The organism is Paracoccus salipaludis, from assembly GCF_002287065.1.
Taxonomy (GTDB): Bacteria; Pseudomonadota; Alphaproteobacteria; order Rhodobacterales; family Rhodobacteraceae; genus Paracoccus; species Paracoccus salipaludis.
This window is the reverse complement of record NZ_NSJZ01000007.1, coordinates 77,643-103,268: the sequence shown is the minus strand read 5'-3', so window position 1 is coordinate 103,268 and position 25,626 is coordinate 77,643. Positions and strand designations below refer to the sequence as shown.

22 protein-coding genes are annotated in these 25,626 nt (G+C 70.7%); 1 reads left to right on the top strand and 21 read right to left on the bottom strand.

What is annotated here, in order from left to right:
• Window positions 1–3: 3 nt before the first annotated feature.
• The 21 genes from CK240_RS10275 to rsmI form a co-directional block, all read right to left on the bottom strand.
• Window positions 4–1,050, bottom strand: coding sequence for a cysteine desulfurase family protein (locus tag CK240_RS10275; protein ID WP_095640246.1), 1,047 nt, complete (start codon window positions 1,048–1,050; stop codon window positions 4–6).
• A complete protein-coding gene (locus CK240_RS10270; RefSeq protein ID WP_095640245.1) occupies window positions 1,047–2,339 on the bottom strand; it encodes a bifunctional phosphopantothenoylcysteine decarboxylase/phosphopantothenate synthase in 1,293 nt (430 codons plus the stop codon). The genes CK240_RS10275 and CK240_RS10270 overlap by 4 nt, the downstream gene beginning before the upstream one ends.
• A gap of 270 nt (window positions 2,340–2,609) precedes the next feature.
• Window positions 2,610–4,124 (bottom strand): YifB family Mg chelatase-like AAA ATPase, encoded by a 1,515-nt coding sequence (locus CK240_RS10265; protein WP_095640304.1) that lies wholly within the window; start codon window positions 4,122–4,124, stop codon window positions 2,610–2,612.
• Between the two features lie 55 nt (window positions 4,125–4,179).
• Window positions 4,180–5,418: an AGE family epimerase/isomerase gene (locus CK240_RS10260; protein WP_095640244.1), complete on the bottom strand. Its 1,239-nt coding sequence runs from the start codon at window positions 5,416–5,418 to the stop codon at window positions 4,180–4,182.
• A gap of 9 nt (window positions 5,419–5,427) precedes the next feature.
• Window positions 5,428–6,663, bottom strand: coding sequence for a glycerate kinase type-2 family protein (locus tag CK240_RS10255; RefSeq protein ID WP_095640243.1), 1,236 nt, complete (start codon window positions 6,661–6,663; stop codon window positions 5,428–5,430).
• Window positions 6,660–7,670 carry a LacI family DNA-binding transcriptional regulator gene (locus CK240_RS10250; RefSeq protein ID WP_095640242.1) on the bottom strand — a complete coding sequence of 337 codons (1,011 nt, stop codon included), beginning with the start codon at window positions 7,668–7,670 and terminating at the stop codon, window positions 6,660–6,662. The genes CK240_RS10255 and CK240_RS10250 overlap by 4 nt, the downstream gene beginning before the upstream one ends.
• Before the next feature lie 6 nt (window positions 7,671–7,676).
• Window positions 7,677–8,849, bottom strand: a complete 1,173-nt coding sequence (locus CK240_RS10245; protein ID WP_095640241.1) for a dihydrodipicolinate synthase family protein — start codon at window positions 8,847–8,849, stop codon at window positions 7,677–7,679.
• Window positions 8,846–10,447 carry a GMC family oxidoreductase gene (locus tag CK240_RS10240; RefSeq protein WP_095640240.1) on the bottom strand — a complete coding sequence of 534 codons (1,602 nt, stop codon included), beginning with the start codon at window positions 10,445–10,447 and terminating at the stop codon, window positions 8,846–8,848. Before CK240_RS10240 ends, CK240_RS10245 begins: the two co-directional genes overlap by 4 nt.
• A gap of 10 nt (window positions 10,448–10,457) precedes the next feature.
• On the bottom strand, window positions 10,458–11,213 hold the full coding sequence (locus CK240_RS10235; RefSeq protein ID WP_095640239.1) for a 3-ketoacyl-ACP reductase: 756 nt from the start codon (window positions 11,211–11,213) through the stop codon (window positions 10,458–10,460).
• Entirely contained in the window at window positions 11,210–12,688 is a 1,479-nt protein-coding gene (locus CK240_RS10230) for an FAD-dependent oxidoreductase (protein ID WP_095640238.1), read from the bottom strand. Before CK240_RS10230 ends, CK240_RS10235 begins: the two co-directional genes overlap by 4 nt.
• Window positions 12,689–12,692: 4 nt before the next feature.
• Window positions 12,693–13,805 (bottom strand): ABC transporter ATP-binding protein, encoded by a 1,113-nt coding sequence (locus CK240_RS10225; RefSeq protein WP_095640237.1) that lies wholly within the window; start codon window positions 13,803–13,805, stop codon window positions 12,693–12,695.
• Between the two features lie 3 nt (window positions 13,806–13,808).
• Window positions 13,809–14,690 carry a carbohydrate ABC transporter permease gene (locus CK240_RS10220; protein WP_095640236.1) on the bottom strand — a complete coding sequence of 294 codons (882 nt, stop codon included), beginning with the start codon at window positions 14,688–14,690 and terminating at the stop codon, window positions 13,809–13,811.
• On the bottom strand, window positions 14,687–15,604 hold the full coding sequence (locus CK240_RS10215; protein ID WP_420818622.1) for a carbohydrate ABC transporter permease: 918 nt from the start codon (window positions 15,602–15,604) through the stop codon (window positions 14,687–14,689). The genes CK240_RS10220 and CK240_RS10215 overlap by 4 nt, the downstream gene beginning before the upstream one ends.
• A gap of 79 nt (window positions 15,605–15,683) precedes the next feature.
• Window positions 15,684–16,937, bottom strand: a complete 1,254-nt coding sequence (locus CK240_RS10210; protein ID WP_095640235.1) for an ABC transporter substrate-binding protein — start codon at window positions 16,935–16,937, stop codon at window positions 15,684–15,686.
• A 30-nt stretch (window positions 16,938–16,967) separates the two neighbouring features.
• Window positions 16,968–18,494 (bottom strand): aldehyde dehydrogenase family protein, encoded by a 1,527-nt coding sequence (locus CK240_RS10205; protein WP_095640234.1) that lies wholly within the window; start codon window positions 18,492–18,494, stop codon window positions 16,968–16,970.
• 1 nt (window position 18,495) lies between these two features.
• On the bottom strand, window positions 18,496–19,263 hold the full coding sequence (locus tag CK240_RS10200) for an enoyl-CoA hydratase/isomerase family protein (RefSeq protein WP_095640233.1): 768 nt from the start codon (window positions 19,261–19,263) through the stop codon (window positions 18,496–18,498).
• Window positions 19,260–20,831 carry an acyl CoA:acetate/3-ketoacid CoA transferase gene (locus CK240_RS10195; RefSeq protein ID WP_095640232.1) on the bottom strand — a complete coding sequence of 524 codons (1,572 nt, stop codon included), beginning with the start codon at window positions 20,829–20,831 and terminating at the stop codon, window positions 19,260–19,262. Before CK240_RS10195 ends, CK240_RS10200 begins: the two co-directional genes overlap by 4 nt.
• Entirely contained in the window at window positions 20,831–21,823 is a 993-nt protein-coding gene (locus CK240_RS10190) for a Gfo/Idh/MocA family protein (RefSeq protein ID WP_095640231.1), read from the bottom strand. The genes CK240_RS10195 and CK240_RS10190 overlap by 1 nt, the downstream gene beginning before the upstream one ends.
• Window positions 21,824–21,965: 142 nt before the next feature.
• Window positions 21,966–22,916, bottom strand: coding sequence for a glutathione synthase (gene gshB / locus CK240_RS10185; RefSeq protein ID WP_095640230.1), 951 nt, complete (start codon window positions 22,914–22,916; stop codon window positions 21,966–21,968).
• 71 nt (window positions 22,917–22,987) lie between these two features.
• Window positions 22,988–23,410 carry a YraN family protein gene (locus CK240_RS10180; protein WP_338048961.1) on the bottom strand — a complete coding sequence of 141 codons (423 nt, stop codon included), beginning with the start codon at window positions 23,408–23,410 and terminating at the stop codon, window positions 22,988–22,990.
• Window positions 23,388–24,317, bottom strand: a complete 930-nt coding sequence (gene rsmI / locus CK240_RS10175; RefSeq protein WP_095640229.1) for a 16S rRNA (cytidine(1402)-2'-O)-methyltransferase — start codon at window positions 24,315–24,317, stop codon at window positions 23,388–23,390. Before rsmI ends, CK240_RS10180 begins: the two co-directional genes overlap by 23 nt.
• A gap of 107 nt (window positions 24,318–24,424) precedes the next feature.
• Here rsmI and CK240_RS10170 point away from each other — a divergent pair, with 107 nt between their 5' ends.
• Window positions 24,425–25,624, top strand: coding sequence for a penicillin-binding protein activator (locus tag CK240_RS10170; protein WP_095640228.1), 1,200 nt, complete (start codon window positions 24,425–24,427; stop codon window positions 25,622–25,624).
• The last annotated feature ends 2 nt before the right edge of the window (window positions 25,625–25,626 follow it).

The following is a 25,626-nucleotide window of genomic DNA, read 5'->3' as shown; positions in this document are numbered from 1 at the left end:
CGGTTACCTTCCCTTCTTGCTCTGCCAACGGGCGCGGGCGGAAAGCCACGCCTCGGCAAAGCGGTCCAATTCCTCGGGCGTCGTCGTTCTTCCGAACGAGACGCGCAGCGCGCAGCCGGCATCCGCCTCGGCCACGCCCATCGCGCGCAGCACCCCGCTGGACCGGACCTTGCCGGAACTGCAAGCTGACCCGGCGGATACGGCGAAGCCGGCCAGGTCCATCTGCATCACCTGCGTCTCGCCCTTCCACCCCGGAGTCAGGATGGACAGCGTCTGCGGCAGGCGTCGGGATTCGCGCCCCGGAAACATAGTGTTTCCGTCATGATCTTCCAGCCTTCGCAGCAGATGATCTCGCATTTCCGCGAATCTTTCCGCGACTCCGGCCGCAAGGTCACTTTGGGCAGCCCTGGCCGCGGCGGCAAAGCCGGCAATGGCGGCGAGGTTCTCGGTCCCCGCCCGGCGGCCTTGTTCCTGTCCGCCCCCGCGCAGGCGTGCCGGGCGATCCTCGCCGGCGGCAAGGACCAGCGCGCCGATGCCGCGCGGCCCGCCCAGCTTGTGGGCGCTGACAAAGCCCGCCTTGACGCCCATCCAGTCGAAGGCCAGCGGGATCTTCCCGAAGCCCTGCGTCATGTCGCTGACGGCCAGCCCCTGCGGCAGGTCTTGGATCACCCCCGTCTCGCTGTTGGCCAGTTGCAGCGTGGCGCGGGCCGGGTCAGGGACGGTCACGCGGCCGCTTTCATCCGCGGCCAGCGTTTCCTCGCACCAGGCGCGCACACAGTCATGTTCCACGCCCGCGCAGGCAAGCCCCTGCCCCTCCAGCGCCAGCGCGGCGGCCTCGGTGGAACCCGAGGTGAAGACGATGTCGGCGCGGGACGCCCCCAGCGCCTCGGCGATCTCCTCGCGCGAGCGTTCCAGCAGCATCTTGGCCGCGCGCCCCTCGGCATGGACGCTGGACGGGTTGCCGATCACGTCGAAGGCCTCGGACATCGCCTCCCGCGCCTCGGGACGCAGCGGCGCGGTCGCGTTCCAGTCGAGGTAGACGCGGCTCATGCCCCGCCCGTCCCCTGAGCCAGGGCGTCGGCGATCCGCGCCGCCAGCCGGCGGCCGACCTCCTCCTTGGGCAGCTGCGGCCAGGGCTCGGCGCCTGTCCCGGTGACAAGGATCACGCTGTTCTCGGTGCCGCCCATGACGCCGGTCGAGGGGCTGACATCATTGGCCACGATCCAGTCGCAGCCCTTGCGCAGGCGCTTGGCGGTGGCATTCGCCACCACGTCGTCCGTCTCGGCGGCGAACCCCACCACCAGCGCGGGACGCGCCTCGGCCCGGCTGATCCAGGCGAGGATGTCGGGGTTCTCGGCCATCTCGAGCGCCGGGGGCCGGCCCGAGCCGTCCTTCTTGATCTTGCGGTCGGATGCGCTGGTCACGCGCCAGTCCGCCACGGCCGCCGCCATCACGGCGGCGTCGGCGGGCAGCGCCGCCTCGACCGCCTCGCGCATCTCGGCGGCGGTTTCCACGCGCACCACCTGCACCCCCGCAGGCGGAGGCACGCTGGCCGGGCCGGTGACAAAGGTCACGCGCGCGCCGAGATCCCGCAGGCCCGCGGCGACCGCCGTCCCCTGCGCGCCGGATGAGCGGTTGGCGATATAGCGCACCGGGTCGATCGGCTCATGCGTCGGCCCCGAGGTGACGATCACGTGCCGCCCGGCCAGCGGCCCCGCCGTCACGCCCGGCAGGACAACCGCCTCGGGCGGCAGGCGCAGGATGGCGTCGGTCAGCCGCAGGGGACGCTCGGCACCCTCCTCCAGCGCGTCGCGGATCGCGTCGAGGATCGCCTCGGGCTCGGCCATCCGGCCCTCGCCCCATTCGCCGCAGGCCATCTCGCCCGCGTCGGGGCCGACGAACAGGATGCCATCGTCTTCCAGCGTGGCGCGGTTGCGGCGGGTCGCGGGATGTTCCCACATCCGCACGTTCATGGCGGGCGCGACCAGCACCCGCTTGTCGGTCGCCATCAGCAGCGTCGAGGCGAGGTCATTTGCATGGCCTCCCGCCATCTTCGCCATCAGGTCGGCGGTCGCGGGCGCCACCACCACCAGGTCGGCCGCGCGCGACAGCCGGATATGACCCATCTCGGCCTCGCGCGTCAGGTCCCAGAGCGCGGTGTGGCAGGCCTCGCCCGACAGCGCCGACAGCGTCAGGGGCGTGACGAACTGCGCGCCCCCATCGGTCAGCACGGTGGTCACGCCGATGCCCGCGCCCCTCAGCAGCCGCACCAGTTCGGGGATCTTGAAGGCGGCGATCCCGCCCCCAACGATCAGCAGAACGCGCTTTTCCTGCATCATCGGTTCTTTCCCTGGCTTTGCTGGCGGATGCGAGGAGACTTAGAAGACCGTGGCCCACGGGGCAAGGAAGGCCGGCCATCCCGCACGATCACCGGCGCCTTCAGGCAAGCGCCCTGCGCTTCTTCCTGACCCAAATACCCATGCGGCAGTGACGCAAGCGCGAGATTGCCCCCTCCTGCCCGCCGGCCGTGGCTTCTGCAGGGCTGAGCCGCCGGACCGGGGCTTTGCCCCGGACCCCAGGATATTTCCACGAAGAAGAAGGGCTTCCGCTCACATCCCCCCTGCGAAGGGCAGGCGATAGCCGATGGCTTCGGCGATGTGCGGCGCGCGGACCGTTTCGCTGTGATCGAGGTCGGCGATGGTGCGGGCGGTGCGCAGGATGCGGTGATAGCCGCGCGCGCTGAGGCCCAGCCGCTCGGCCGCGCGCCCGATCAGGGCGCGTCCCTCGGCGTCGGGCGCGGCGATCTCGTCCAGCACGGGACCCGAGGCATCCGCGTTCACCCGCAGCCCGGGATGGTCGGCAAAGCGCCGTGCCTGCCGGTCACGCGCCACAGCGATCCGGCCCGCGATGGTTTCCGAAGCCTCGCCGCCCGGCCGCGCCTCGAGGTCGCCGACCGCGACGGCGGGCACCTCGATCCGCAGGTCGAAGCGGTCCATCAGCGGCCCCGACAGCTTGCCCATGTAATCCGCTCCGCATTGCGGCGCCCGCGCGCAGGACCGCGCGGCGTCGGCCAGATGCCCGCAGCGGCAGGGGTTCGCCGCCGCGATCAGCAGGAAGCGGCAGGGATAGCGCACATGGGCGTTCGCCCGCGCCACCACGACCTCGCCCGTTTCCAGCGGCTGGCGCAGGGTTTCGAGAACGGGGCGGGGAAACTCGGGCAGTTCGTCCATGAACAGCACGCCGTTATGGGCGAGGCTGATCTCTCCGGGCTTGGCCCCTCGGCCGCCGCCCACGATGGCGGCCATGGACGCGGTGTGGTGGGGGTCTCGGAACGGCGCCTCGCGCGAGATGCCGCCGTCCGTCAGCATCCCCGCCAGCGACTGGATCATCGAGGTTTCCAGCGCCTCGGCCGGCGTCAGTTCCGGCATCAGCCCCGGAAGGCGCGCGGCCAGCATCGACTTGCCGGACCCCGGAGGCCCCACCATCAGCAGGTGGTGCCGCCCCGCCGCCGCGATCTCCAGCGCACGCTTGGCGCGTTCCTGGCCCCGGACGTCGGCCATGTTGGCCGGGCGCGGCGTCCGGACGACCTGCCCCGGCGCGGAAGGCGCGAGCGGCGCGCGGCCCATCAGGTGATCGACTGCCTGACGCAGCCCCTGCGGCGCGATCACCGGCACCGCGCCCACCCAGGCGGCCTCGGCCCCGCAGGCGGGCGGGCAGATCAGCACCCGCCCTTCCTCGGCCGCGGCCATCGCGGCGGGCAGCGCGCCCGCGACCGAGACCAGCCGCCCGTCCAGCGCCAGTTCCCCCAGCGACACCACGCCTTCAAGCTCGTCCGGGGGCAGCACCTCCAGCACCGCCAGCACCGCAAGCGCAATGGGCAGGTCGAAATGAGAACCCTCCTTGGGCAGGTCGGCGGGCGACAGGTTCACCGTGACGCGCTTGTTCGGCATCGCGACCGACATGGCGCCGAAGGCCGCGCGGATACGCTCACGCGCCTCGCTGACGGCCTTGTCGGGCAGGCCCACGATGGTGAAGGACGGCAGGCCGGGCGAGACCGCCGCCTGCACCTCGACCAGCCGCGCCTCGATCCCGTCGAAGGCCACGGTATAGGCGATCGCGACCATGTCCTTCCCCGCCAGCCCCTGCGCCAAGGCCTAGCGGGCGAGTCTTGCCAAATGGTTAACGCCGCAGGGGACGGGTCTCGGCCAACTCGCGCATCAGCCCCGACAGGCCCGGCGCCAGCGGGATCAGGTCCGCTTGGATCGCGTGGTAGATGTCGGGCTTGCCGCGGAACTGGCGTTCGGCCGGGCGGCCGTCCTCGCCGATCTCGGGCAGCCAGCCGCCGTGACGGGCGTCGATGAAGTGGCGCGCGGCGAAGCGCCAGCAGTCGCGGTAACGCTCCTCGTCCTCGGGGGAGGCGTCCAGCTTGAGAAGGCTGGCGAAGACGCCGATGGCCTCGGTCACCGGCCACCAGTAGCGGTCGCGGATCGCCGGGCGGCCATCCGTGCCCAGCGTGTAGACGAAGCCGCCATCACGGCGCCACGCGTCGGCGAAGGCGCGTTCCACCAGTTGCCGGGCGCGGTCGGGGGCGTCGTCGCTGCGCCCCGACAGGTCCCAATGTTGCAACACCAGCCGCCCGAGTTCGAAGGAATGGCCGGGCGTGCTGCCGGGCGGGCGGAACATCGGGTTGCCGGAATAGACCGCGTCCACCTGCCAGCGTTCGGTGTAATGCTCGGGCAGGCGCCAGCCGTGCTCGGGCGCGATGCGGCCTGCGAAGAATTCGAGGATGCGGCCCGCGCGGTCCAGCCATTGCCGCTCGCCCGTGGCCTCATGGGCGGCCAGCATCGCCTCGGCGCCGTGCATGTTGGCGTTCATGCCGCGATAGGTGGAAAAGGGCGTCCAGTCGCGGCGGTATTCGTCGGAAAGAAGCCCCGCGCCCTTGTCCCAGAAGCGGAGGTCAAGCACCTCGGCCACGTCACCCAGCAGGCGGTCGGCGTCAGGGTGGCCGACCTGCCGGGCGCTGGAGGCCGCCAGCAGCACGAAGACATGGCCGTAAGCCAGCTTGGTGTCGTCGGCGAAACCCTCGGGCGCGACGGCCCAGGCATAGCCGCCGTGCCGGGCGTCGCGGTGGCGGCGCCACAGGAAGCCAAGGCCCGCGTCGATGATATCCTCGCAGCCCGGCGCGCCGGCGGCGTGGGCCAGCGCAAAGGAATGGACCAGCCGGGTGGTGGTGTGCAGTTCCTGCGGGCCGGGAAGCGGGCGGCCCGCGCGGTCCAGCACGTCGAAGCCGCCGTCCCCGCGCAGGCTGGGGCGGAAGAAGTCCAGCTGCCGCAGCGCGTCGCTCGCCAGCCAGTCGCGGTGGCCGGAGTCCTTGATCCAGGGCTGGTCGCCGTCGGGGCCGAGGTCGTCGTCAGTCATCGGGGCACCTCAGGGGGCTTCGATCAGGATGGCGCGGAAATCGTTGACGTTGGTCAGCGTCGGGCCGGTCACGACCTGCGCGCCGATGCGGCCGAAGAAGCCATGCGCGTCGTTCCGCTCGAGCGCCCTCCCCGGGTCCGCGCCTGCCGCTGCCGCGCGGGCTAGCGTGTCCGGGCCGACCAGCGCGCCCGCGACCTCGGCCGCGCCGTCCACGCCGTCGGTGTCGCAGGCGATGGCATGGATGCGAGGGGCGCCGTCCAGCGCCAGCGCCAGGGCCAGCGCATATTCGGCGTTGGGCCCGCCGATGCCGTCGCCGCGCCGGGTCACGGTCAGCTCGCCCCCCGACAGGATCACGCGCGGCCCGGTCGCGGCAAGCGCCAGCGCGGCATGTCGGGCGGCAACATCCCGCGCCTCGCCTTCCAGCGCGTCGCCCAGGATCTCGACCGCATAACCCTGCGCCCGCGCCAGTTCCGCCGCCGCCTCAAGCGAGCGCGAGGGCGCGGCATAGACCACGTTTTCCACCCGCGACAGCGCCGGGTCCTCGGGCGCGCGCACGCCGGTCGGGTCCTCCAGCACGGCGCGGACCGAGGGCGGCGCCTCGATCCCCCAGCGGTCCAGGATCGTCCGGGCCTCGGCGACCGTCGAGCGGTCCCCGACCGTCGGCCCCGAGCCGATCAGCGCCGGGTCGTCTCCCGGCACGTCCGACACCATCAGCGCCAGCATCCGCGCAGGATATGCGGCGGCGGCAAGCTGGCCGCCCTTGACCCGGCTCAGGTGCTTGCGCAGCACGTTCATCTGCCCGATGGGCGCGCCGCTTGCCAGAAGCGCGCGGTTCACCGCCTGCTTTTCCTCAAGCGTCACCTCGCCCGCGGGCGCGCAAAGCAGCGCCGAGGCCCCGCCCGAGATCAGCGCGAGGACGAAGTCCCCTTCTCCCAGATCCTCCAGCAGCGCCAGCATCCGGCGCGTGGCGTCCACCCCTGCCTGGTCGGGAACGGGATGGGCGGCCTCGACGATCTCGATGCCCTGCGTGGGCCGGGCATAGCCGTAGCGGGTGATCACCAGCCCCTCGCAGGGCCCCCAGGCGGCCTCGACCGCCTCGGCCATCCGGGCGCTGGCCTTGCCCGCGCCGATCACGAAGACACGGCCCGCCGGACGTTCCGGCAGGAAGCCCGCGAGGCTTGCCATGGGGTCGGCCACGGCCACGGCCCGGTCGAACATGGCGCGCAGAAGCTGGGGTGGGGTCATGCGGTCACTCCGAGGCTGGACCGGCGGGGGACAAGGGTCACCCCCTCGCGGCGTTCGGGCGGAGGATGGCGGCCCTCGCGCAGCCAGTCCAGCAGGGTCGCGGCCACGTCGCGGCCGAACTTGGCGATGTCGCAGCTGACGGAACTGAGGTCGGGCCAGACCTGCGCGCATTCCTCGATGTCGTCGAAGCCGACCAGCCGGATGTCGCGGCCGGGCATCCGCCCCGCCCGCGCCAGCCCCGCCATCAGCCCCAGCATCACCAGGTCGTTGAAGGCCAGCACCGCGTCGATGGAGGGGTCCGCCACGATGCGCGGCGCGGCGACGTTCAGCCCCCAACCGCGCGAACTCGCGCCCGCGATCACCAGCGGCTCGATCCCTTGGCTTTCCAGCACCTCGAGATAGCCGGACCGCCGCTCGGCCGTGATGGGGCGTCCCTCGAAGCCGCCCACGAAGGCGATGCGGCGCGCGCCTTGGTCCAGCAGGTGGCGCGTCGCCTGCCGCCCGCCGTCGATGTAGTCGAAGCTGGCGAAAGGGAACAGGTCCGTCCGGGGATCGCCCTGCCGCAGCACCTGCAGCGTCGGCACAGCCGCGCGCGACAGCAGGTCGAAGGTTCCCCCGCCTTCGCCGAAGGCAGGCGAGATCACCAGCGCGGCCACGCCATGTTCGATCATGGACCGCGCGATGCGGGCCTGCGCGCCGGCGTCCTCGTCCGAGTTGGCGATGACCACCGCATAGTCGTGCTGGGCCACGGCCATCTGGAACGAGGCCGCGAATTCCGTGAAGAAGGGGTTTCTCAGGTCGTTGATGATCAGCCCGATCAGCCCGCCGGAACTGGACCGCAGTCCCGCCGCCGCGCGGTTGTAGACATAGCCCAGCCGCGCCATCACCGCGCGCACGTCGCGGGCGGTTTCCTCGCGCACCAGCGGGCTGGCCTTGAGGACCAGCGAGACGGTGGACTTGGACACCCCGGCGGCGCGGGCCACGTCGTTGATGGTGGGTCGGCGCATGGGGCCTCAGGTTCCGATGCCGTTCACCGCCAGCAGGTGGCCCATCCGCCGCACGGCCAGATCGGGCCGGGCCAGCAGGCGGGCCTGGTCGGCCAGGCGGAACACCTCGGCATAATGGCCGATGGAACGCGCGGACTGAAGGCCCCCCGGCATGGCGAAGTGATCCTGCGCCCCGTTCAGCCAGGCAAGGAAGGCGATGCCGGCCTTGTAGAACTGCGTGGGCGCGCGGAAGATCTCGCGCGACAGGGGCACGGTCGGGTCCAAGAGCGCGCGGTAGGTGGCGGTGTCGCCCTGCGCCAAGGCGTCCAGCGCCTGCGAGGCGGCGGGGGCGATGGCGGCGAAGATGCCCAGCAGCGCGTGGGAATGGCGCTGGCCGTCGCCCTCGATCAGCGGGGCGTAGTTGAAGTCGTCGCCGGTATAAAGCCGCACGCCGTCCGGCAGGTGGGCGCGGAAGGCCTCCTCATGCGCCTGGTCCAGCAGCGAGATCTTGATGCCGTCCACCTTGGCCGCGTTGTCCGCGATGATCCGCAGGACCAGCTCGGTCGCCTGCGCCACGTCGCCCGCCCCCCAGTAGCTTGCCAGCGCCGGGTCGAACATCGGCCCGAGCCAGTGCAGGATCACCTTGTCCCGCGCCTGCCCCAGCAGGCGGCCATAGACGCGGGCATAGGCATCCGGCCCCGCACCGAGGGCGGGCAGCGCGCGGGTGGCCATCAGGATCACCTGCCCGCCCGCAGCCTCGATCGCCTCCATCTGTTCCTCGTAGGCGGCGATGATGGCGCCCTCGCTGGTCAGCTGGGCCAGGGGCACGCCGTCGGTGCCTGCCCCGCAGGCCACGCGAGGCTTCAGGGGATGGGCCTTCGCCTCGCGCATGGTGCGCCCGATCAGCTCGCGCGCGGTGGGCCAGTCCACGCCCATGCCGCGCTGGGCGGTGTCCATCGCCTCGGCCAGACCCAAGCCCTGGTCCCAGAGCCAGTGACGGAAGCGCAGGGTCGCGTCCCAATCCACCGCCGGGCGGCCGCCCCAGGGGTCGCGTTCGCGCAGGGGGTCGCTGACGACATGGGCGGCGGCGAAGGCCGTGCGGGTCAGGGGCACGCTGGGGGCGCGCGGTTCCAGCGGCGCGCCGGTCAGGGTGTGGGCGTCCAGCCGCCCCTCGGCGGTCGGCAGGGTGATGGTGATCATGGGCTTGTCCCCCGGTCGGCGCGGATCATGTCGGCGGCCTTTTCCGCGATCATGATCGTGGGCGCGTTGGTGTTCGACGAAACCAGACGCGGCATGATCGAGGCGTCGACGACGCGCAGCCGCCCGATCCCGTTCAGCCGCAGCCGCGGGTCCACCACCGCCTGCGGGTCCGGCCCCATGCGGCAGGTGCCCGCCGGGTGGTGGTCGGTCTTGGCGTTGCGGCAGGCATAGCGGAAATAGTCCTCGTCGGTGACGACCTCGGGGCCGGGCAGCACCTCGCGCCGGACAAAGGGCGTCAGCGCCTTTTGCCGCATGATCTGCTGCGCGAGCTTCAGGCCCCGGATCGACATCTCGCGGTCATGCGGGTCGGCCCAGTAGTTCGGATCGATCAGCGGCGCGGCCCCCGGATCGGCCGAGGCCAGCCGCACCGTCCCGCGCGAGCGCGGGCGCAGGTAGGCCGAGTTCAGCGTGACGCCCCCGTCCGGCATCGCCGCCACCCCCGCCTCGATCCCCGAGCCGAGCCCCAGGTGCAGCTGGATGTCGGGCGAGCGCGCGTCGGGGTCGGCGTACCAGAAGCCGCCGGTCTCGAACAGGCTCGAGGCCACCGGCCCCTTGCGCGTCAGCAGGTACTGCAGCCCTGCCAGCGCCGACAGGTGGGGCTTGGCATAGCGGTCGTAGGTATGCGGGCCGGTGCATTCGGCGATCACGAACAGGTCCACGTGGTCCTGCAGGTCGGACCCGACGCCGGGCTGGTCCAGCAGCACGGGGACGCCCACGTCGCGCAGGTGATCGGCAGGCCCGATCCCCGACAGCATCAGCAGGCGCGGCGAGCCGATGGCGCCTGCCGACAGGATCACCTCGGTTTCCGCCGCGATCCGTTCCGGCCCGGCCTTGCCTGCCACCTCGATCCCCGTGGCGCGGCCGTTTTCCACCACGATCCGCAGCACCTGCGCGCCCGAGCGCACCGTCAGGTTCGGCCTGCGCCGCGCGGGGTCGAGGAAGGCCACGGCGGTCGAGGAACGCCGCGCCTTGCGCTGGGTCAGCTGGTAATAGCCCACGCCATCCTGCGTGGCGCCCGTCATGTCGGGGTTGAAGGGAATCCCAAGCTGGGCGGCGGCGCGGAAATAGGCCTCGCAGATCGGCAGGGGTGCGGCGGGCCGCGAGACGCCCAGGGGGCCGCCCTGGCCGTGGTAGCGGTCGTTGAAGCTGTCGTTGTCCTCGGACTTGCGGAAATAGGGCAGCACGTCTTCGTAGGACCAGCCCTCGCAGCCGAGCTGGCGCCATTCGTCGTAGTCCAGCGCATTGCCGCGCGTGTAGATCTGGGCATTGACGCTGGAGCCCCCGCCGAGGACGCGCGCCTGCGTGTAGCGGATCACCATGCCGTCCATGTGGCGCTGGGGGACCGTGTGCCAGCCCCAGCTGCCGATGCCCCTGGTCATCTTCGCGAAACCGGCGGGCATGGCGTAGAAGGGGTGGCGCGGGCGGCCCCCCGCCTCGACCAGCAGCACGCGGGCGTCGGGGTTCTCGGTCAGCCGGTTGGCCAGCACGCAGCCCGCGCTGCCGCCGCCGACGATGATGTAGTCGTAACCTTCGGGCATCCTCGTCCCTTCACAAACGGTGCAGCAACAGGCCGCCATCGACGGGGATGACGGCGCCGGTCGAGAAGGCCATCGCCCCTTCCGCCAGCGGCAGGACGGTCGCGCCGATGTCGGCGGGCGCGCCCCAGCGGCCCGCGGGGACCAGCCCTCCGGCGATGCGGGCGTCGTATTTCGCGGCGACCCCTTCGGTCATGGCGGTGCGGATGATGCCAGGGCGAAGCTCGAAGACGCCGATGCCATGGGGGGCGAGCCTTGCCGCGTAGAGCCGCGTCATCATCGAGGCCGCGGCCTTCGAGATGCAGTATTCGGCGCGTTCCACCGAAACGAGTTCCGCACTGACCGAGGTCACGAAGATCATCGCGCGGTAGTCCGCTGCGGGCGCTGCCAGCATGTGCCGCGCCACGGCCTGCGCCAGGAAGAAGCCGCCGCGAAGGTTGACGCCCATGACGAGGTCGAAGCTGTCGGCCGCCATGTCCAGCATGTCGCCCCGCGACAGCGCGGGAACGCCGGCGTTCGACACGAATGTGGTGAGCGGACCCAGCGCGGCCTCGACATGCTCGACCAGCGCCGGGGCGGCCGCGATGTCGGTCAGGTCGTGGCGGAAATAGCGCGCGCCCGGCAACGTGCCCAGCGCGGCGCTTACGGACGGGTCGTCCTCGGGCCGCTCGGCGGCCAGCGCCACGGTCCAGCCCGCGCCCGCCAGCGCGGTGGCGATGCCGAGGCCGATGCCCTGCTGGCCGCCGGTGATCAGGGCGACGCGGCTCATGCCCCTGCCCCTTCGCTGATGCGGTGGGCCACGCGCAGCGCATGGGCGGCGACGGTCAGCGCGGGGTTCACGGCGGCCGAGGTGGGCAGGACGCTCGCATCCGCGACAAACAGGTTCGGGTGGTCATGCGCCCGGCCCCAGGGGTCCACCACGCTGGTCGCCGGGTCCGGCCCCATCCGCGCCGTCCCGCATTGGTGCGAGGGCGTGCGCCGGTCGAAGGCCCGCGACAGGACCAGCGGATAGCCCGCCCGCCGCAGGTCGCGTTTCAGCCGCGCGACCAGCGCCAGATGTGCCTCCCAGTTGGACCGGCGCCAATCCAGCCGGATGCGGCCGTTTTCCACCGTCACCCGGCTGTCGGGCGAGGGCAGGTCCTCGGACATGGCGTAAAGGTCCAGCGCGTGATCGGCGATCCAGTGCGCGGCGCGCCGGGGCAGGCCAGAGGTCGCGGCGAGGATCGGCCCCGACACCCGGCCCAGCATCTGGACGTTGCCCAGCGGTTCCCCCTCCGGGCCGCCGGTCAGGTAGTAGTCGTTGATCATCAGCGTCTTCTGGTAGACCGAGCGGTTCCTGCGCCAGGGATGCACCGCCAGCACGGCCGAGGCATTGTGGTTCATGAAGTTCCGCCCGACCTGGTCCGAGCGATTGGCAAGCCCCCTCGGGTGCGCCTCGGAGCCCGAGGACAGCAGCAGCGCCGCCGTGTTCACCGCGCCCGCCGCCAGCACCACCGTCGCGGCCGTCAGCCGTCGCCCGTCCGCCAGCCGCAGGGCGGTGACGCGGTCGCCGTCGGCTTCCAGCGCAGTGACTCGCGCGCCGGTCAGCAGCGTGACATTCGGATGCCTCAGCGCCTGCGCGATGCCCACGGATTCCGCGTCCATCTTGGCGCCGGTCGTGTCAGGAAAGGCGTCCCATGGCGTCTTGGCACGTTCCAACCAACGGTCGAGATCCACCCCCAGCGGCAGGTGCGAGGGGTGCAGCCCGATCCGGCGCAGGCGGGCGCGCAGGTCCGCGATCTCGGGCTCGTCGGGCACCGGCGGGTGCGGGAAGGGGGCTGAGCGCGGCGGATCGGTCGGGTCGTCCTCGGTCCCGCGCACCTCGAACATCGCCTCGGCGCGGGCATACCAGGGTTCATAGTCCTCGTAGCCCACCGGCCAGCCGGGGGTGGTCCCGCCCATGTGGCGGATCGGGCGGAAATCCTCGGCCCGGTATCGGATCAGCACCGCGCCGTAGAACTTGGAATTGCCGCCGACGTAGTAATAGTTGCCCGGGTTGAAGGACCGGCCCTCGCCGTCCAGCCAGCTTTCCTCGGGGCGGAACCGCCCGTCGCGGAAGATCGCCTGCGGGTCGCGGCAATGGGGCGCGTCGGCCAGCCGCTCGCCCCGTTCCAGGATCAGGATGCGCCGCCCCGTGGGGGCCAGCGCCGCCGCCGTTGTCGCCCCGCCGATCCCGGAGCCCACGATGATGATGTCGGCATCCATCGCGTCAGTCCCCGATCCGCGCTTCCGTCCGGGGATCGAAGACCACGGCCTTGTCCATGTTCAGCCGGAAGGGGAACTGCGCCCCCACGCGCGGCTGCGAATTGGCGCGCAGCCGCGCCACCACGTCGCGTCCGCCGACGGTGAAGCTGGCGAAGGTGTCCGCGCCCGCCGGTTCCACCACGGACACGACGTGGTCCACCTGCTCGACCAGTTGCGCGCTGCGGTCGGCGCCGCCCTCGTCGGTGATCGCCTCGGGGCGCAAGCCCAGGATCACCTCGCGCCCGTCCTGCGCGGCCAGTGCCGGCTGGCCCAGCCGCAGCAGCTTCTGCGAGGCGCCTTCCAGCGTCACCTGCGCGTGCGGAACGCCACCCTGGACCACGATGCGGGCAGGCATCAGGTTCATCGACGGGTTGCCCATGAAGCTGGCGACAAAGGTGTTGGCCGGGCGGTCATAGATCTCGCGCGGCGTGCCCAGTTGCTGGACATGGCCCTTGTTCATCACGGCGATCCGGGTGGACAGCGTCAGCGCCTCGATCTGGTCGTGGGTCACATAGACGGTGGTGCGGCCCAGCCGGTGGTGCAGCTTCTTGATCTCGGTCCGCATGTCCACGCGCAGCTTCGCGTCCAGGTTCGACAGCGGCTCGTCGAACAGGAACACGTCGGGGTCGCGCACCAGCGCCCGCCCCATCGCGACCCGCTGGCGCTGGCCGCCCGACAGCTGCCCGGGCTTGCGGTCCAGCAGGTGGCCGATCTGCAGAAGCTGGGCCACGTCCTTCAGCGCGCGCTCGCGTTCCGCCCTGGGGACGCCGTGCATCTCCAGCCCGAAGGTCATGTTCTGGCCCACGGTCATGTTGGGGTAAAGCGCATAGCTCTGGAACACCATGGCGATGTTGCGCCTGGACGGATGGACGTCGTTCACCACCCGCCCGTTGATCGAGATCGTCCCCGAGGTGATCTCCTCGAGCCCCGCGATCATGTTCAGCAGCGTCGATTTCCCGCAGCCCGAGGGGCCGACGAGCACGAGGAACTCGCCCTCGCCCACCGAGATGTCCACGCGGTGCAGCACCTCGACCGTGCCATAGGACTTGGTGACGTTGTCGATGTCGAGAAAGCCCATGGGTCAGCCCTTCACGGAACCCGCCATCAGGCCGCGCACGAAATAGCGGCCCGCGACGATGTAAACGATCAGCGTCGGAAGCGCGGCCAGGATCGCGGCCGCGAAATGGACGTTGTATTCCCGCACGCCGGTGGACGACTGCACGAGGTTGTTCAGCGCCACCGTCATCGGCATCGCGTCCAGCCCGGCGAAGGACACGCCGAACAGGAAGTCGTTCCAGATGTTGGTGAACTGCCAGATGATGCAGACCACCGCGATCGGCCCCGACACGGGCAGCATGATGCGCCAGAAGATGCGGAAGAACCCCGCCCCGTCGATCATGGCCGCGCGCACCAGTTCCGTCGGGAAGGCGGCGTAGTAGTTGCGGAAGTAAAGCGTCGAGAATCCGATCCCGTAGACCACGTGGACCAGGATCAGCCCCGGCAGCGAGCCCGCCAGACCCATCAGGCCCAGCAGCCGCGCCATAGGGATCAGGACGATCTGGAAGGGGATGAAGCAGGAAAACAGCAGCAGCCCGAAGACCCAGCGGTGGCCCGGAAAGCGCCACTTGGTCAGGACATAGCCGTTGAGCGCCCCCAGCATGGTCGAGATGGCGACCGCGGGCACCACCATCAGGATCGAGTTCAGGAAATAGGGCTTCAGGCCCGTCGCCTGCACCCCGATCTGCGCCGTGGACCAGGCCGAGCGCCAAGGCTCCAGCGTCGGCTCCTGCGGCAGGGCCATCATGTTGCCGCCCGTGATCTCGGGCAGGGGCTTGAGGCTGTTGATGACCATGACGCCCAAGGGCAGCAGGTAGAACAGCGCGAAGAAGATCAGCACCGTGACGATCAGCGCGCGGCCCGCGCGGCCGGTGCGCACGGCGGTGGACTGGGTGGCGACGCTCATCGGTCGTCCCCCTGCCGCATCTCGGCGTAGATATAGGGCACGATCACAGAGGCCACGCCCATCAGCATGATGACGGCGCTGGCCGCGCCCACGCCCATCTGGTTGCGGGTGAAGGTGTAGGAATACATGAAGGTCGCGGGCAGCTCGGTCGCCCGCCCCGGTCCCCCGCCCGTCAGCGCGATCACCAAGTCGTAGGACTTGATCGCCAGATGCGCGAGGATGACGAAGGCCGAAAGGAAGGCCGGCCGCAGCATCGGGATGACGATCCGGCGATACAGGCTGAGGTTCGAGGCCCCGTCGATCTGCGCGGCCTTCAGGATCTCGTTGTCGATGCCGCGCAGGCCCGCGAGGAACATCGCCATGACGAAGCCCGAGGACTGCCAGACCGCCGCGATGACCAGCGTGTAGATCGCCATGTCGCGATCCTTGATCCAGTCGAAGCGGAAGCTTTCCCAGCCCCACAGGTGCATCGTGTTCTCGATCCCGATGCCGGGGTCCAGAAGCCACTTCCAGGCGGTGCCGGTGACGATGAAGCTCAGCGCCATGGGATACAGGTAGATCGCGCGCAACCCGCCCTCGGCCCGGATCTTCTGGTCCAGGAAGATCGCCAGCATCAGCCCGATGGCGACAGAGATCAGGATGTAAAGGCTGGCGAAGATCCCGAGGTTCACCAGCGCCGTGGTCCAAGCCGACAGGCCGAACAGGCGGCGGTAGTTGTCGAAGCCCACCCAGTCATAGCTGGGCAGCATCTTCGAGCCCGTGAAGGACAGGTAGATCGTATAAGCGATGAAGCCGTAGACGAAGACCAGCATCGCCGCGACCGAGGGCGACAGCACCAGCCTCGGCAGCCAGTCCTGCAAGCGCCCGCGCAGATCCGCGCGGCTTGTCGCCGCGGGCATGGCTTCTGCGGACATGAGTTTCCTCCCGGATGGACCGCCGCGCCTCCTCGCGCGGCGGAAAGGGCGGGGCCGCGCGGGCCCCGCGCCGGTGGGTTTACTGCGCGCCCTCGACCGCGTTCACCAGTTCCTCGGCGGCCTGCCGGCTGTCGTATTCGCCGTTGAAATGCGCGGTGATGACGTCATACATCGCGTTCTTCACGGCGGCGGGGTTGGCGTGGCCGTGGCCCATGGAGCCCAGCAGCGTGCCCGCCTCGGACGCGGCCTTGAGGTCGGCCATGCCCTTCTTGCCGCAGTCGTCGAACTCGGTGTCGGGCACGTCGGTGCGCGCGGGGACCGAGCCCTTGACCGTGTTGAAGGCCACCTGGAATTCGGGCGATTCGATCGCGGCGGCCATGGCCATCTGCGCCTTGGTGGCCTCGGGGTCGTCCTGCCTGAACATCATAAATTGGTCGCTGTTGAAGGTGACCGTTCCTTCCGTGCCCGGCACGCGGAAGCACAGGAAGTCGGTGCCGGGCTTCTTGCCCGCGTTCAGGAACTCGCCCTTGGCCCAGTCGCCCATGATCTGGAAGGCAGCCTCGCCGTTGATGACCATCGCGCTGGCGAGGTTCCAGTCGCGGCCCGAGAAGTTGTCGTCCACGAAGCCGCGCAGCTGTTCCATCTTGTCGAAGGCCGCGACCATCTGGTCCGAGCCCAGCGCCTCGGGGTCGAGGTCGATCATCGACTTCTGGTAGAACTCGGGCCCGCCCGACGCCAGCACGGCGCTGTCGAAGATCGTGGCCTCCTGCCAGGGCTGCCCGCCATGGGCCAGCGCGACCTTGCCCGCGTCCTTGGCCTTCTGAAGCGCGGCGATGAACTCGTCCCAGGTCGTGGGCTGCGCGATGCCCAGTTCGTCCAGCACCGCCTTGTTGGCCCAGACCCAGTTGGTCGAATGGACGTTGACCGGCGCCGCGACCCAGTGATCGCCGGGCTTGGAAAACCGCTGCAGCGCCGCCGGGATCACCGCGTCCCAGTTGCCCGCCGTCGCGACCTCGTCGAGGTTCGCCAGCACGTCGCCCTGTTCGGTCCAGTCCAGCAGGTCGAAGCCCAACACCTGCACGGCGGTGGGCGCGTCGCCCGCCGTCACCCGAGCGCGCAGCGCGGTCATCGCGGCCTCGCCGCCGCCGCCCGCGACCGGCATGTCGCGCCAGGTGATCCCCTGCCCCTCGAGGTCCTGCTTCAGCACGTTCAGCGCCGCGGCCTCGCCCCCCGCGGTCCACCAGTGCAGCACCTCGACCTCGGCGGCCGAGGCCGCCCCCGCCGAGGCGACAGCCACCGCCGCCGACATCATCAGTCTGTTCAAGACGCGCATTCGTTCCTCCCCCTGCGCAAACCGGCCTTGTCAGCCGTTATCGACCCAGAGGCTCCGCCCCCGCGCGACGCGCATCTGGACGGTCTTGACCTCCAGGAACTCCTCCAGCCCGTAGCGGCCAAGTTCCCTCCCCTGGCCGCTTTCCTTCATGCCACCGAACGGCATTTCCGCAAAGCCGTCCATCCATGTATTTGTCCAGATCGTCCCGGCCGAGACGCGGCGGGCGAAGTCCAGGCAGGTGTGGACGTCGCGGCTCCAGACGCCCGCCGACAGGCCGTAGCTGGCGTCGTTGGCAAGCCCGATCGCCTCGTCCTCGGTGCGGAAGGTGAGGACCGACAGGACGGGGCCGAAGACCTCCTCGCGCGCAAGGGCCATGTCCGGGGTCACGTCCGCGATCACGGTCGGCGCATAGAAGCGGCCGTCGAGACCGGGGACCGCCAGCACGCCGCCGCCGATCACCACGCGGGCGCCCGCGTCGCGCGCCGCCCGCACATGGCCGTCGATCCTGGACAGGTGGTCGTCCGAGATGATGGCACCGACCTGCGTCGCTGGGTTCAGCGGGTCGCCGAAGGGCACGCGGCGGGACAGGGCGGCCACGCGGGCGACCAGGTCCCCGGCCACGTCCTCGTGCACGATGATGCGGCTGCCCGAGTTGCAGCATTCGCCCGCGTTGAAATAAACGCCGAAGGCGATGGCGTCGGCGGCGGCCTCAAGATCCGCGTCGGGAAAGACCACCTGCGGGTTCTTGCCGCCCAGTTCCAGCGAGACCTTCTTCAGCGTCCCCGCAGCCGCTGCCACGATCCGCTTGCCTACGGCGGTCGAGCCGGTGAAGGACACCATGTCCACGCCCGGATGGCTGGACAGGGTCGCGCCCACCGGGTCGCCATGGCCCAGCACGATGTTGAGGACGCCCGGGGGCAGGCCCGCTTCCATCAGCAGCTCGCCCAGGATCACGGTGGTCGAAGGGGTCAACTCCGAGGGTTTCACCACCGCCGTGCAACCGGCGGCCAGTGCAAAGGGCAGCTTCTGGCAGACGATCAGGAAGGGGAAGTTCCAAGGCGTTATGATGCCCACGACGCCGATCGGCTCCTTCAGCACGACGCCCAGCATGTCGGGGCCGAGGCTGTTGTGGCTGTCGCCGTGGACCGTCCGCGCCAGCGCCGCCGCATAGCGCCAAAGGTCGGCCGCGCCCTCGATCTCTCCCAGCGCCTGGCTGATGGGCTTGCCGGATTCCAGCACCTCGATGCGGGCGATCCTTTCCCGGTTGCGGTCGATGAGGTCGGCCACGCGCAGCAGCAGGGCCGCGCGCTGCTTGCCGGGCAGAAAGCGCCAGTCGCCCGCGTCGAAGGCCTTTCGGGCGGCGGCGATGGCGGCCTCCGTTTCGGCCGGGCCGCCCCTGGCCGAGCGGCTGACCAGCGCCCCGTGCGAGGGGGACAGGCGGTCGAAGGTTTCTCCGTCGGCGCTGTCGGTCCACGCGCCGCCGATCAGGTGGCGGTTCAACAGCGGCTCCAGCGCGACGGGGGTGGAGGGGCCTGCGATCAGCGTGTGTTCGGTCATCTCATGTCCCCGGAAAGACGGGCTTGCGCTTGGCGACGAAGGCGGCGACGCCCTCGGCCTTGTCGGCGCTGGCGGCGATCATGCCGGACCCCAGCGCCTCGATCATGGCGTCCCGATCCTCGCCCACGGCGGCGTGGATCATGTATTTCGCAACCTCGGTCGCACGCGGCGAAGTTTCCAGCAGCCTGCCCGCAATGGCTTGGGCGGCGGCGAGCGGCTCCTCGGCGACCTCGGCCACGAAACCCACCGCCAGCGCACGTTCGGCGCTGATGCGCCGCCCAAACAAAGCCATTTCCTTCAGCAGCGGCTCGGGGATCAGGCGGGACAGCCGCTGCGTGCCCGACCAGCCCGGCACGATGCCGACCTGCGTTTCCGGCAGCGCAAGCGTGGCACCGGGCGCCATCACCCGGATGTCGCAGGCGGCGGCCAGTTCCAGCCCGCCCCCGAAGGCATGGGCCTGGATCACGGCGATCGTCGGCATGGGCAGCCGCGCCAGCCGGTCGAAGATGCGATGCCCGCCCCGCACCCAGAGGCGCGCGAACTCGGCCGGCGGAATGTCCGCCCAGGCCCTGATATCGGCGCCGGCACAGAAGGCGCGCCCGCCCTCGGCGGTCAGCAGGACGGCCCGCACCGCACCGTCCCGGTCCAGCGCCTCGCAATGCGCGGCCAACTGTTCCAGCATCGCGGGCGTGAAGGCGTTCAGCCGCGCGGGGTTGTCCAGCCGCAGCGTGGCGATGCCACCCGCGATCTCCAGATGCACGGCGCTCACAGTGCAAGCTCCATCGGGCCTTTGGCCAGCAGCGACAGCGGCATGGGGCGTGCGTCGGGGGCGAGGCGGACGCGGCCCTGCGAGGCGGCCACGATGTCGCGCGCGGGCTCGATCCCCGGCATGATCTCGACGGCGACCAGCCCTTCGGGCGTCAGGCGCATCACGCAACGCTCGGTGACGTAAAGGACGTCCTGGCCCAGTTCCAGCGCGCGGGCGCCCGAGAAGGTCACGTGCTCGACCTCGTCCACCATCTTGGTGAAACGGCCGGGCTTCGTCACCCGCAGGCCCGAGGGCGACAGGTCCAGTTCCGCCGCGGCCTCGAAGAAGCCGGAAAAGACCAGCTTGCGGGCATTGGCGGTGATGTCCACGAAGCCGCCGCAGCCGGCGGTCAGATAGGGCTTCTTGCCCAGCTTGGACACGTTCACGTTGCCCTGCCGGTCCACCTCGAGGAAGGACAGGAAGGACATGTCGAAGCCGCCGCCCTGGAAATAACTGAACTGGTTGGGCGAGGGCACGAAGCCGAAGGCATTGGACGCGCAGCCGAAGGCGAAGCCGGTCAGGGGCATCCCGCCCACGGCGCCCTGCTCGATGGCCCAGGTGACGGCCTGCGGCTCGCCCGCCTCAAGCAGGATGCGGGGGACCAGCGCCGAGATGCCGAAGCCGAGGTTGGCCGTCTGGCCGCGCCGCAGCTCCATCGCGGCGCGGCGGGCGATGACCTTCTCGACCCCGTGCTCGGCCAAGGCAAAGCTGGACCAGGGGCGCATGATCTCGCCCGAGATGGCGGGGTCATAGGGCGTCTCGGTCGTCTGCCACTGGTCGGGGGCGACCACGACCAGGTCCACCAGGTGCCCCGGCACATGGACGTCATGGGGCCGCAGCGATCCCGCCGCCGTCACCCGCTTGACCTGCGCGATCACCAGCCCCCGGTGGTTGCGCGTGGCGATGGCCTGGTCGAGCCCGCCCAGATAGGCGCCCTCGTGCTCATAGGTCAGGTTGCCGTTCTCGTCGGCGGTGGTCGCGCGCAGGATGCAGACATCGGGCACGATGTTGGGAAAATGCAGCCAGGTCTGGCCCCCGAAGTCCTGCCGGTGGACGATGGGCTCGGCCGCGGCGGCCTCGTTCATGGCGCAGCCCTGCCGGACCGGATCGACAAAGGTGTCCAGCCCGACCTGCGTCAGCACGCCCGGACGGCGCGCGGCCACGTCGCGGTGCATGTCGAACATGATCCCCGAGGGCACGTTGTAGGCCCTGACCCGGTTTTCCACGACCATGCGCCAGATCTCGGGCATCGGCAGCGAGGACGGCCCCGAGGGATAGGAGCCCGCCAGCACGCGGTCCAGCAGCCCGTCCTGGGCCAGGTGGTCCATGCCCTTGACGCCGTACATGTCCCCCGCCGCGATGGGATGCAGCGTGGTCAGGCCGCGCGGATGGCCCTCGGCGCGGAACCGCTCGCCCAGCGCGGCCAGCACCGCGTCGGGACAGCCCAGCGCCGAAGAGGAGGAGACGCTGACAACCGCGCCATCCCCGATCTGCGTCACGGCCTCGGCGGCGGAAACGATGCGGGCCATCAGATTCCCCCGTAATCGACAGGGGTGCGGCGCCCGGTGCGGGCGGCCTCGGCCACGGCCAGCGCCACGGCGAGCGAGCGGATGCCGTCCTCGCCATCCGCGGCCGGGCGGCCCTGCCCCTGCGTGGCCTCGGTGAACAGGCGGACGCTGCGGTGGTAAAGGCTGTGGTCCTCGAAGGGGATCGCCTCGGCGCCCGTTTGCGTGACCAGCGTGACCTCGCCCACCGGGCGGCTGGTCATGACGTTGCGGGCGAAGATCGACCCCTCGGTGCCGTGGATCTCGATCCCCGTGCCCGCGAAGCCGTGGGTGAAGCTTTCATGCGCCATCACCTGCGCGCCCGAAGGCATGGCCCAGATGGACATGACGTTGTCCTCGACCCCCGCGCCCAGACCCGCGTCGGCGGTCATGGCCACGACTTCGGCCGGGTTCTCGTCCAGATGGAAGCGGACGGTGTCGGCGTCGTGCACGACGATATCGGGGATCACCCCGCCGCCCGCAGCCGGGTTGTCGATGCGCCAGCCCTGCAGATGGGCAGGAAGCTGGACCGCGTGGAAGACGCGGACGCTCTGCACGCGCCCGATCCGGCCTGCGCGTATGGCGTCGCGGATGGCGAGGTGGCTGCCCGCGTTGCGCAGATGGTGGTTGGTGCCGAAGACCAGCCCCGCCTGACGGGCGGCGGCGACCATCGTCGCGGCATCGGCCACGCTCATGGCCAGCGGCTTTTCGCAAAGCACATGCCTGCCCGCGGCGACGGCGGCCATGGCCTGCGGGAAATGCTTCTCGTTGGTGGTCGAGATATAGACGGCATCCACGCCCTCCAGCAGGCGTTCGAGATCCGTGGTGCTGGCGGCGATCCCGTGCCGCGCTGCAAACTCCTGTCCGCGCCGGTTATCGCCCGACAGGACCGAGGCGATTTCTCCCCCGCTTGCACGAATGGCATCGATCATCTGCGTGGCGGCGATGTTGCTCGCGCCGATCAGGCCCCAACGCATCCGCACCTCCCTTTAGACCGTTCCAATATTTTTGGAACGGTTCGATCTTTCTGTCAACTCCGATGTTGCAGCTTGTCGAAAAGCAAAAGGGTCAGGCGCGATCGGCGCCTGACCCTTCGGAACGTCGGTACTTCGCTCGCCCTCAGCCCTGGGCGGCGCGGCGGCGCTCGATGGCCTCCCAGATCAGGGCGGCGGCGTTGATGCCGTCGAAGCGCTCGAGTTCCTGGATGCCGGTGGGCGAGGTCACGTTGATCTCGGTCAGCCAGCCGTCGATCACGTCGATGCCGACGAAGATCAGGCCCTTCTCGCGCAGGACCGGGCCGATGGTGGCGCAGATCTCGCGCTCGCGCTCGGTCAGGCCGACCTTCTCGGGACGGCCGCCGACATGCATGTTGGACCGCGCCTCGCCTTGGGCAGGGATGCGGTTGATGGCGCCGACCGGTTCGCCGTCCACCAGGATGACGCGCTTGTCGCCCTTGACCACGGCGGGCAGGTATTTCTGCACGATCACCGGCTCGCGGTTGATGCCGCCGAACAGTTCCAGCAGCGCCGACAGGTTCGCGTCGGCCTGCGGCAGATGGAAGACGCCCGCGCCGCCGTTGCCGTAAAGCGGCTTGATGATGATCTCGTCATGGCGCTGGCGGAAGGCGCGGATCGCCTCGACGTCGCGGGCGATCATCGTGGGCGGCGTCAGGTCCGGGAAGTCCAGCACGAACAGCTTTTCGGGCGAGTTGCGGACCCAGAAGGGATCGTTCACCACCAGAACCTTCGGGTGGATGCGGTCGAGAAGGTGGGTGGTGGTGACATAGCCCATGTCGAAGGGCGGGTCCTGGCGCAGCCAGACCACGTCGAACTCGGTCAGTTCGGCTGTGCGCCATTCGCCGAAGGAAACATGGTTGCCCTGCTCGCGCCGCAGGGTGACGTCGCGGCCGCGCGCCAGCAGCCGGCCCTCGTCGAAGATCAGCCGGTCGGGCGTGTACTGGAACAGGCTGTGCCCCCGCGCCTCGGCCTCGAGCCCCAGCCGGAAGGTGGAATCGGCCGAGATCGAGACATTCTCGATCGGGTCCATCTGCAGGGCGACCTTGAGGGGCATCGTCGGCTCCGGGCTGGGTTTGAACTCGCCCCGGTTCTGGCGCGCGCCAAGGGACGATGCAAGCCGGGTGGTCAGTTCAGGCCGAAGGCGTTCTCGAGGATCTCGACCCGGCCGCCCGCATCCACCAGCGCCGCGTCGAAGCGCAGCTCGGTCAGCGCGCCGGTGGGCAGGCGGTCGGCATAAAGCAGCGCGGCCTGGCAGATCCGGTCCATCTGCCGGCGCGAGATGCGCTGGGCCGCGATGTCATGGGTTTCGGACTTCTTGACCTCGACGAAGACGACCGCCCCGCCGTCGCGCAGGATCAGGTCCACCTCTCCAGCGGCGCTGCGCCAGCAGTGCTCCAGGATCTCGCAGCCGCGCTCGACATAGCGCTCGGCCACCAGCCGCTCGGCCGCATGGCCGCTGGCATGGGCGGCGATGCCGCGGGCGACGCGGGAATGCGAGGGCCGGCGGGGCGCGGGCCGTCCCGTCTCAATCCACGGCATGATCGTCATCGTCCCGCTCCTCCTGCATGGCCAGCGCCATGCGATACACGTCCTTGCGCGGGCGCCCCACCGCTGCCGCGACCTCGGCTGCCGCGTCCCGCAGGCTCATCCGCCCCGCCCGCTCGGCAAGCGCCGCGCGCACCGCACCGTCATCCGCCACCTCGGCGCCGCCCGGCGCCATGACCACCACGATCTCGCCCCGCAGCCCCTCCTCGGGGATCGCCTCCATCACCGACCGGGCCGGGCCGCGCAGCACTTCCTCGAACTTCTTGGTCAGTTCCCTGCAGACCGCGATATCACGGTCTCCGTCGATCTCGCACAGATCTCTCAACATATCCTTAACGCGCCTGGGGCTTTCGAAGATCACCACCGTCGCGTCCAGCCGTGCCTGCTGATCCAGCCAGCGTCGCCGCGCGCCCTTCTGCGAGGGCGCGAAGCCCGCGAAAAGGAAGCGGTCGGTCGGCAGCCCCGCCACCGTCAGCGCCGCCAGCAGGGCCGAGGCGCCGGGGACCGCGTGGACCCGCCCTCCCGCCTGCGCCACGTCGCGCGACAGCCGGAAGCCGGGATCGGCCACCAGCGGCGTGCCCGCGTCCGAGCAGTAGGCGACCGACTGCCCCCTTTCCACCGCCTGCAGGATCGCGGGGCGGGCGCGGTCGGCGTTGTGGTCGTGGTAGGCCAGGATGCGCCGCCCCCGCAGCGGGATGCCGTGGATCGACATCAGGTGGCGCAGTGTGCGCGTGTCCTCGGCCGCCAGCAGGTCGGCCGCGTTCAGCACGTCCAGCGCCCGCAGCGTGATGTCCCGCGCCGTCCCGATGGGCGTGGCGACAAGATACAGTCCCGGCTCGAGCCGCGCCGCCAGCACCGAGGCCGCCAGCGGACGCGCGCCTTCCGCCTGCCCGGGTCCGTCGTCATCCATGTCCATTCCTGTCGCCTCTTCGCCTGCCGGTCCGTCAGGTTGCCACGCGGGGGCGTCTGTGGCTACCCTTCCGCCCGAACCGGCATCCCACAACAAGGGAATCACCCATGCTCTCAATTCCCCTGCGCCTGAACCCCGCGGGCTGGCGGCGTCCGCTGATGCGCGTGGCCGCCCTGGTCGCGGCCGCCGCCCTGGCGGCCTGCGAGCCCGTCGAGCAGCAGGCCGCGGGGCCGCAGACGGGACCCACGATCGACCCCTCGCAGCCCGTGCAGGTGGCGCTGCTGGTGCCGGGCGGCTCGGGCGACGCGAACTACGACTACATGGCGCGGTCCATGGCGAATGCCGCGCGGATGGCGGTGGCCGACGCGCAGGGCGCGCGGATCGACCTGCGGGTCTATGACTACGGCGATGACGCCGGCCGCGCCGCGCAGCAGGCGAACCAGGCCGTGGGCGAGGGCGCCAAGATCATCGTGGGCCCGCTGCACGCGGAATCGGCCAACGCGGTCGGCAACGCGGTGCGGGGACGGGTGAACGTCCTGTCCTTTTCCAACAACGCCGACATCGCGGGCGGCAACCTGTTCGTGCTGGGCAACACCTTCTCGAACACCGCCAACCGGCTGGTGTCCTATGGCGTCAGCCAGGGCCTGCGCCGCTTCCTGATCGTCCATGAAACCGACGTGGCCGGCCAGATCGGCGGCGCCGCGATCGAGGGGGCCATCGCCCGCAACCGCGCGACCCTGGTGGGCAAGACGGGCCACGGGGCGACCCGGGCCGAGATGGACCGCATCGCCCCCACCATCGCCCAGGCCGCCGCGGCGAACCAGGCCCAGGCGATCTTCCTGACCGGCAACAACACCGCCGTCCTGCCCGAGATCACCGGCGCGCTTGCCAATGCGGGCCTGAGCGGCCAGTCCATCCAGCTGATGGGCCTGACCCGCTGGGACGTGCCCGGCGACCGCGCCCGGCTGCCGCAGCTGCAGAACGGCTGGTTCGCCGTCCCCGACCTGGCCCGCATCGCCGAGTTCAACCGCCGCTACCAGGCGGCCTTCGGCGAAACGCCGCACGAGTTCGCCACGCTCGCCTATGACGGCGTCTCGGCGGTGGCGGCCTCGGTCCGCGCGGGCCGCAGCAACGCGGTGACGACCGCGGGCCTGACCCGCAGCGGCGGCTTTGCCGGAATCCAGGGGTCCTTCCGCCTGCTGCCCGACGGCAGCAACCAGCGCCAGCTGGCGGTGGCCACGCTGCGCAACGGCCAGCTCGTCATAATCGACGCGCCCCGGGCCAGCTTCCGCGGGGCCGGGCTCTGACC

Excerpts from the sequence above, each read along its gene's own strand:
- CK240_RS10230 (WP_095640238.1), bottom strand. The coding sequence starts at position 12,688 with ATGGATGCCGACATCATCATCGTGGGCTCCGGGATCGGCGGGGCGACA.
- CK240_RS10275 (WP_095640246.1), bottom strand. The coding sequence starts at position 1,050 with ATGAGCCGCGTCTACCTCGACTGGAACGCGACCGCGCCGCTGCGTCCC.
- CK240_RS10195 (WP_095640232.1), bottom strand. The coding sequence starts at position 20,831 with ATGGCCCGCATCGTTTCCGCCGCCGAGGCCGTGACGCAGATCGGGGAT.
- CK240_RS10255 (WP_095640243.1), bottom strand. The coding sequence starts at position 6,663 with ATGACCCCACCCCAGCTTCTGCGCGCCATGTTCGACCGGGCCGTGGCC.
- CK240_RS10265 (WP_095640304.1), bottom strand. The coding sequence starts at position 4,124 with ATGGTCGCGATCGCCTATACCGTGGCCTTCGACGGGATCGAGGCGCGG.
- CK240_RS10220 (WP_095640236.1), bottom strand. The coding sequence starts at position 14,690 with ATGAGCGTCGCCACCCAGTCCACCGCCGTGCGCACCGGCCGCGCGGGC.
- CK240_RS10240 (WP_095640240.1), bottom strand. The coding sequence starts at position 10,447 with ATGCCCGAAGGTTACGACTACATCATCGTCGGCGGCGGCAGCGCGGGC.
- CK240_RS10235 (WP_095640239.1), bottom strand. The coding sequence starts at position 11,213 with ATGAGCCGCGTCGCCCTGATCACCGGCGGCCAGCAGGGCATCGGCCTC.
- CK240_RS10190 (WP_095640231.1), bottom strand. The coding sequence starts at position 21,823 with ATGCGTTGGGGCCTGATCGGCGCGAGCAACATCGCCGCCACGCAGATG.
- CK240_RS10205 (WP_095640234.1), bottom strand. The coding sequence starts at position 18,494 with ATGACCGAACACACGCTGATCGCAGGCCCCTCCACCCCCGTCGCGCTG.
- CK240_RS10180 (WP_338048961.1), bottom strand. The coding sequence starts at position 23,410 with ATGACGATCATGCCGTGGATTGAGACGGGACGGCCCGCGCCCCGCCGG.
- CK240_RS10210 (WP_095640235.1), bottom strand. The coding sequence starts at position 16,937 with ATGCGCGTCTTGAACAGACTGATGATGTCGGCGGCGGTGGCTGTCGCC.
- CK240_RS10270 (WP_095640245.1), bottom strand. The coding sequence starts at position 2,339 with ATGATGCAGGAAAAGCGCGTTCTGCTGATCGTTGGGGGCGGGATCGCC.
- CK240_RS10245 (WP_095640241.1), bottom strand. The coding sequence starts at position 8,849 with ATGATCACCATCACCCTGCCGACCGCCGAGGGGCGGCTGGACGCCCAC.
- gshB (WP_095640230.1), bottom strand. The coding sequence starts at position 22,916 with ATGCCCCTCAAGGTCGCCCTGCAGATGGACCCGATCGAGAATGTCTCG.
- rsmI (WP_095640229.1), bottom strand. The coding sequence starts at position 24,317 with ATGGATGACGACGGACCCGGGCAGGCGGAAGGCGCGCGTCCGCTGGCG.
- CK240_RS10170 (WP_095640228.1), top strand. The coding sequence starts at position 24,425 with ATGCTCTCAATTCCCCTGCGCCTGAACCCCGCGGGCTGGCGGCGTCCG.
- CK240_RS10260 (WP_095640244.1), bottom strand. The coding sequence starts at position 5,418 with ATGACTGACGACGACCTCGGCCCCGACGGCGACCAGCCCTGGATCAAG.
- CK240_RS10225 (WP_095640237.1), bottom strand. The coding sequence starts at position 13,805 with ATGGGCTTTCTCGACATCGACAACGTCACCAAGTCCTATGGCACGGTC.
- CK240_RS10250 (WP_095640242.1), bottom strand. The coding sequence starts at position 7,670 with ATGCGCCGACCCACCATCAACGACGTGGCCCGCGCCGCCGGGGTGTCC.
- CK240_RS10215 (WP_420818622.1), bottom strand. The coding sequence starts at position 15,604 with ATGTCCGCAGAAGCCATGCCCGCGGCGACAAGCCGCGCGGATCTGCGC.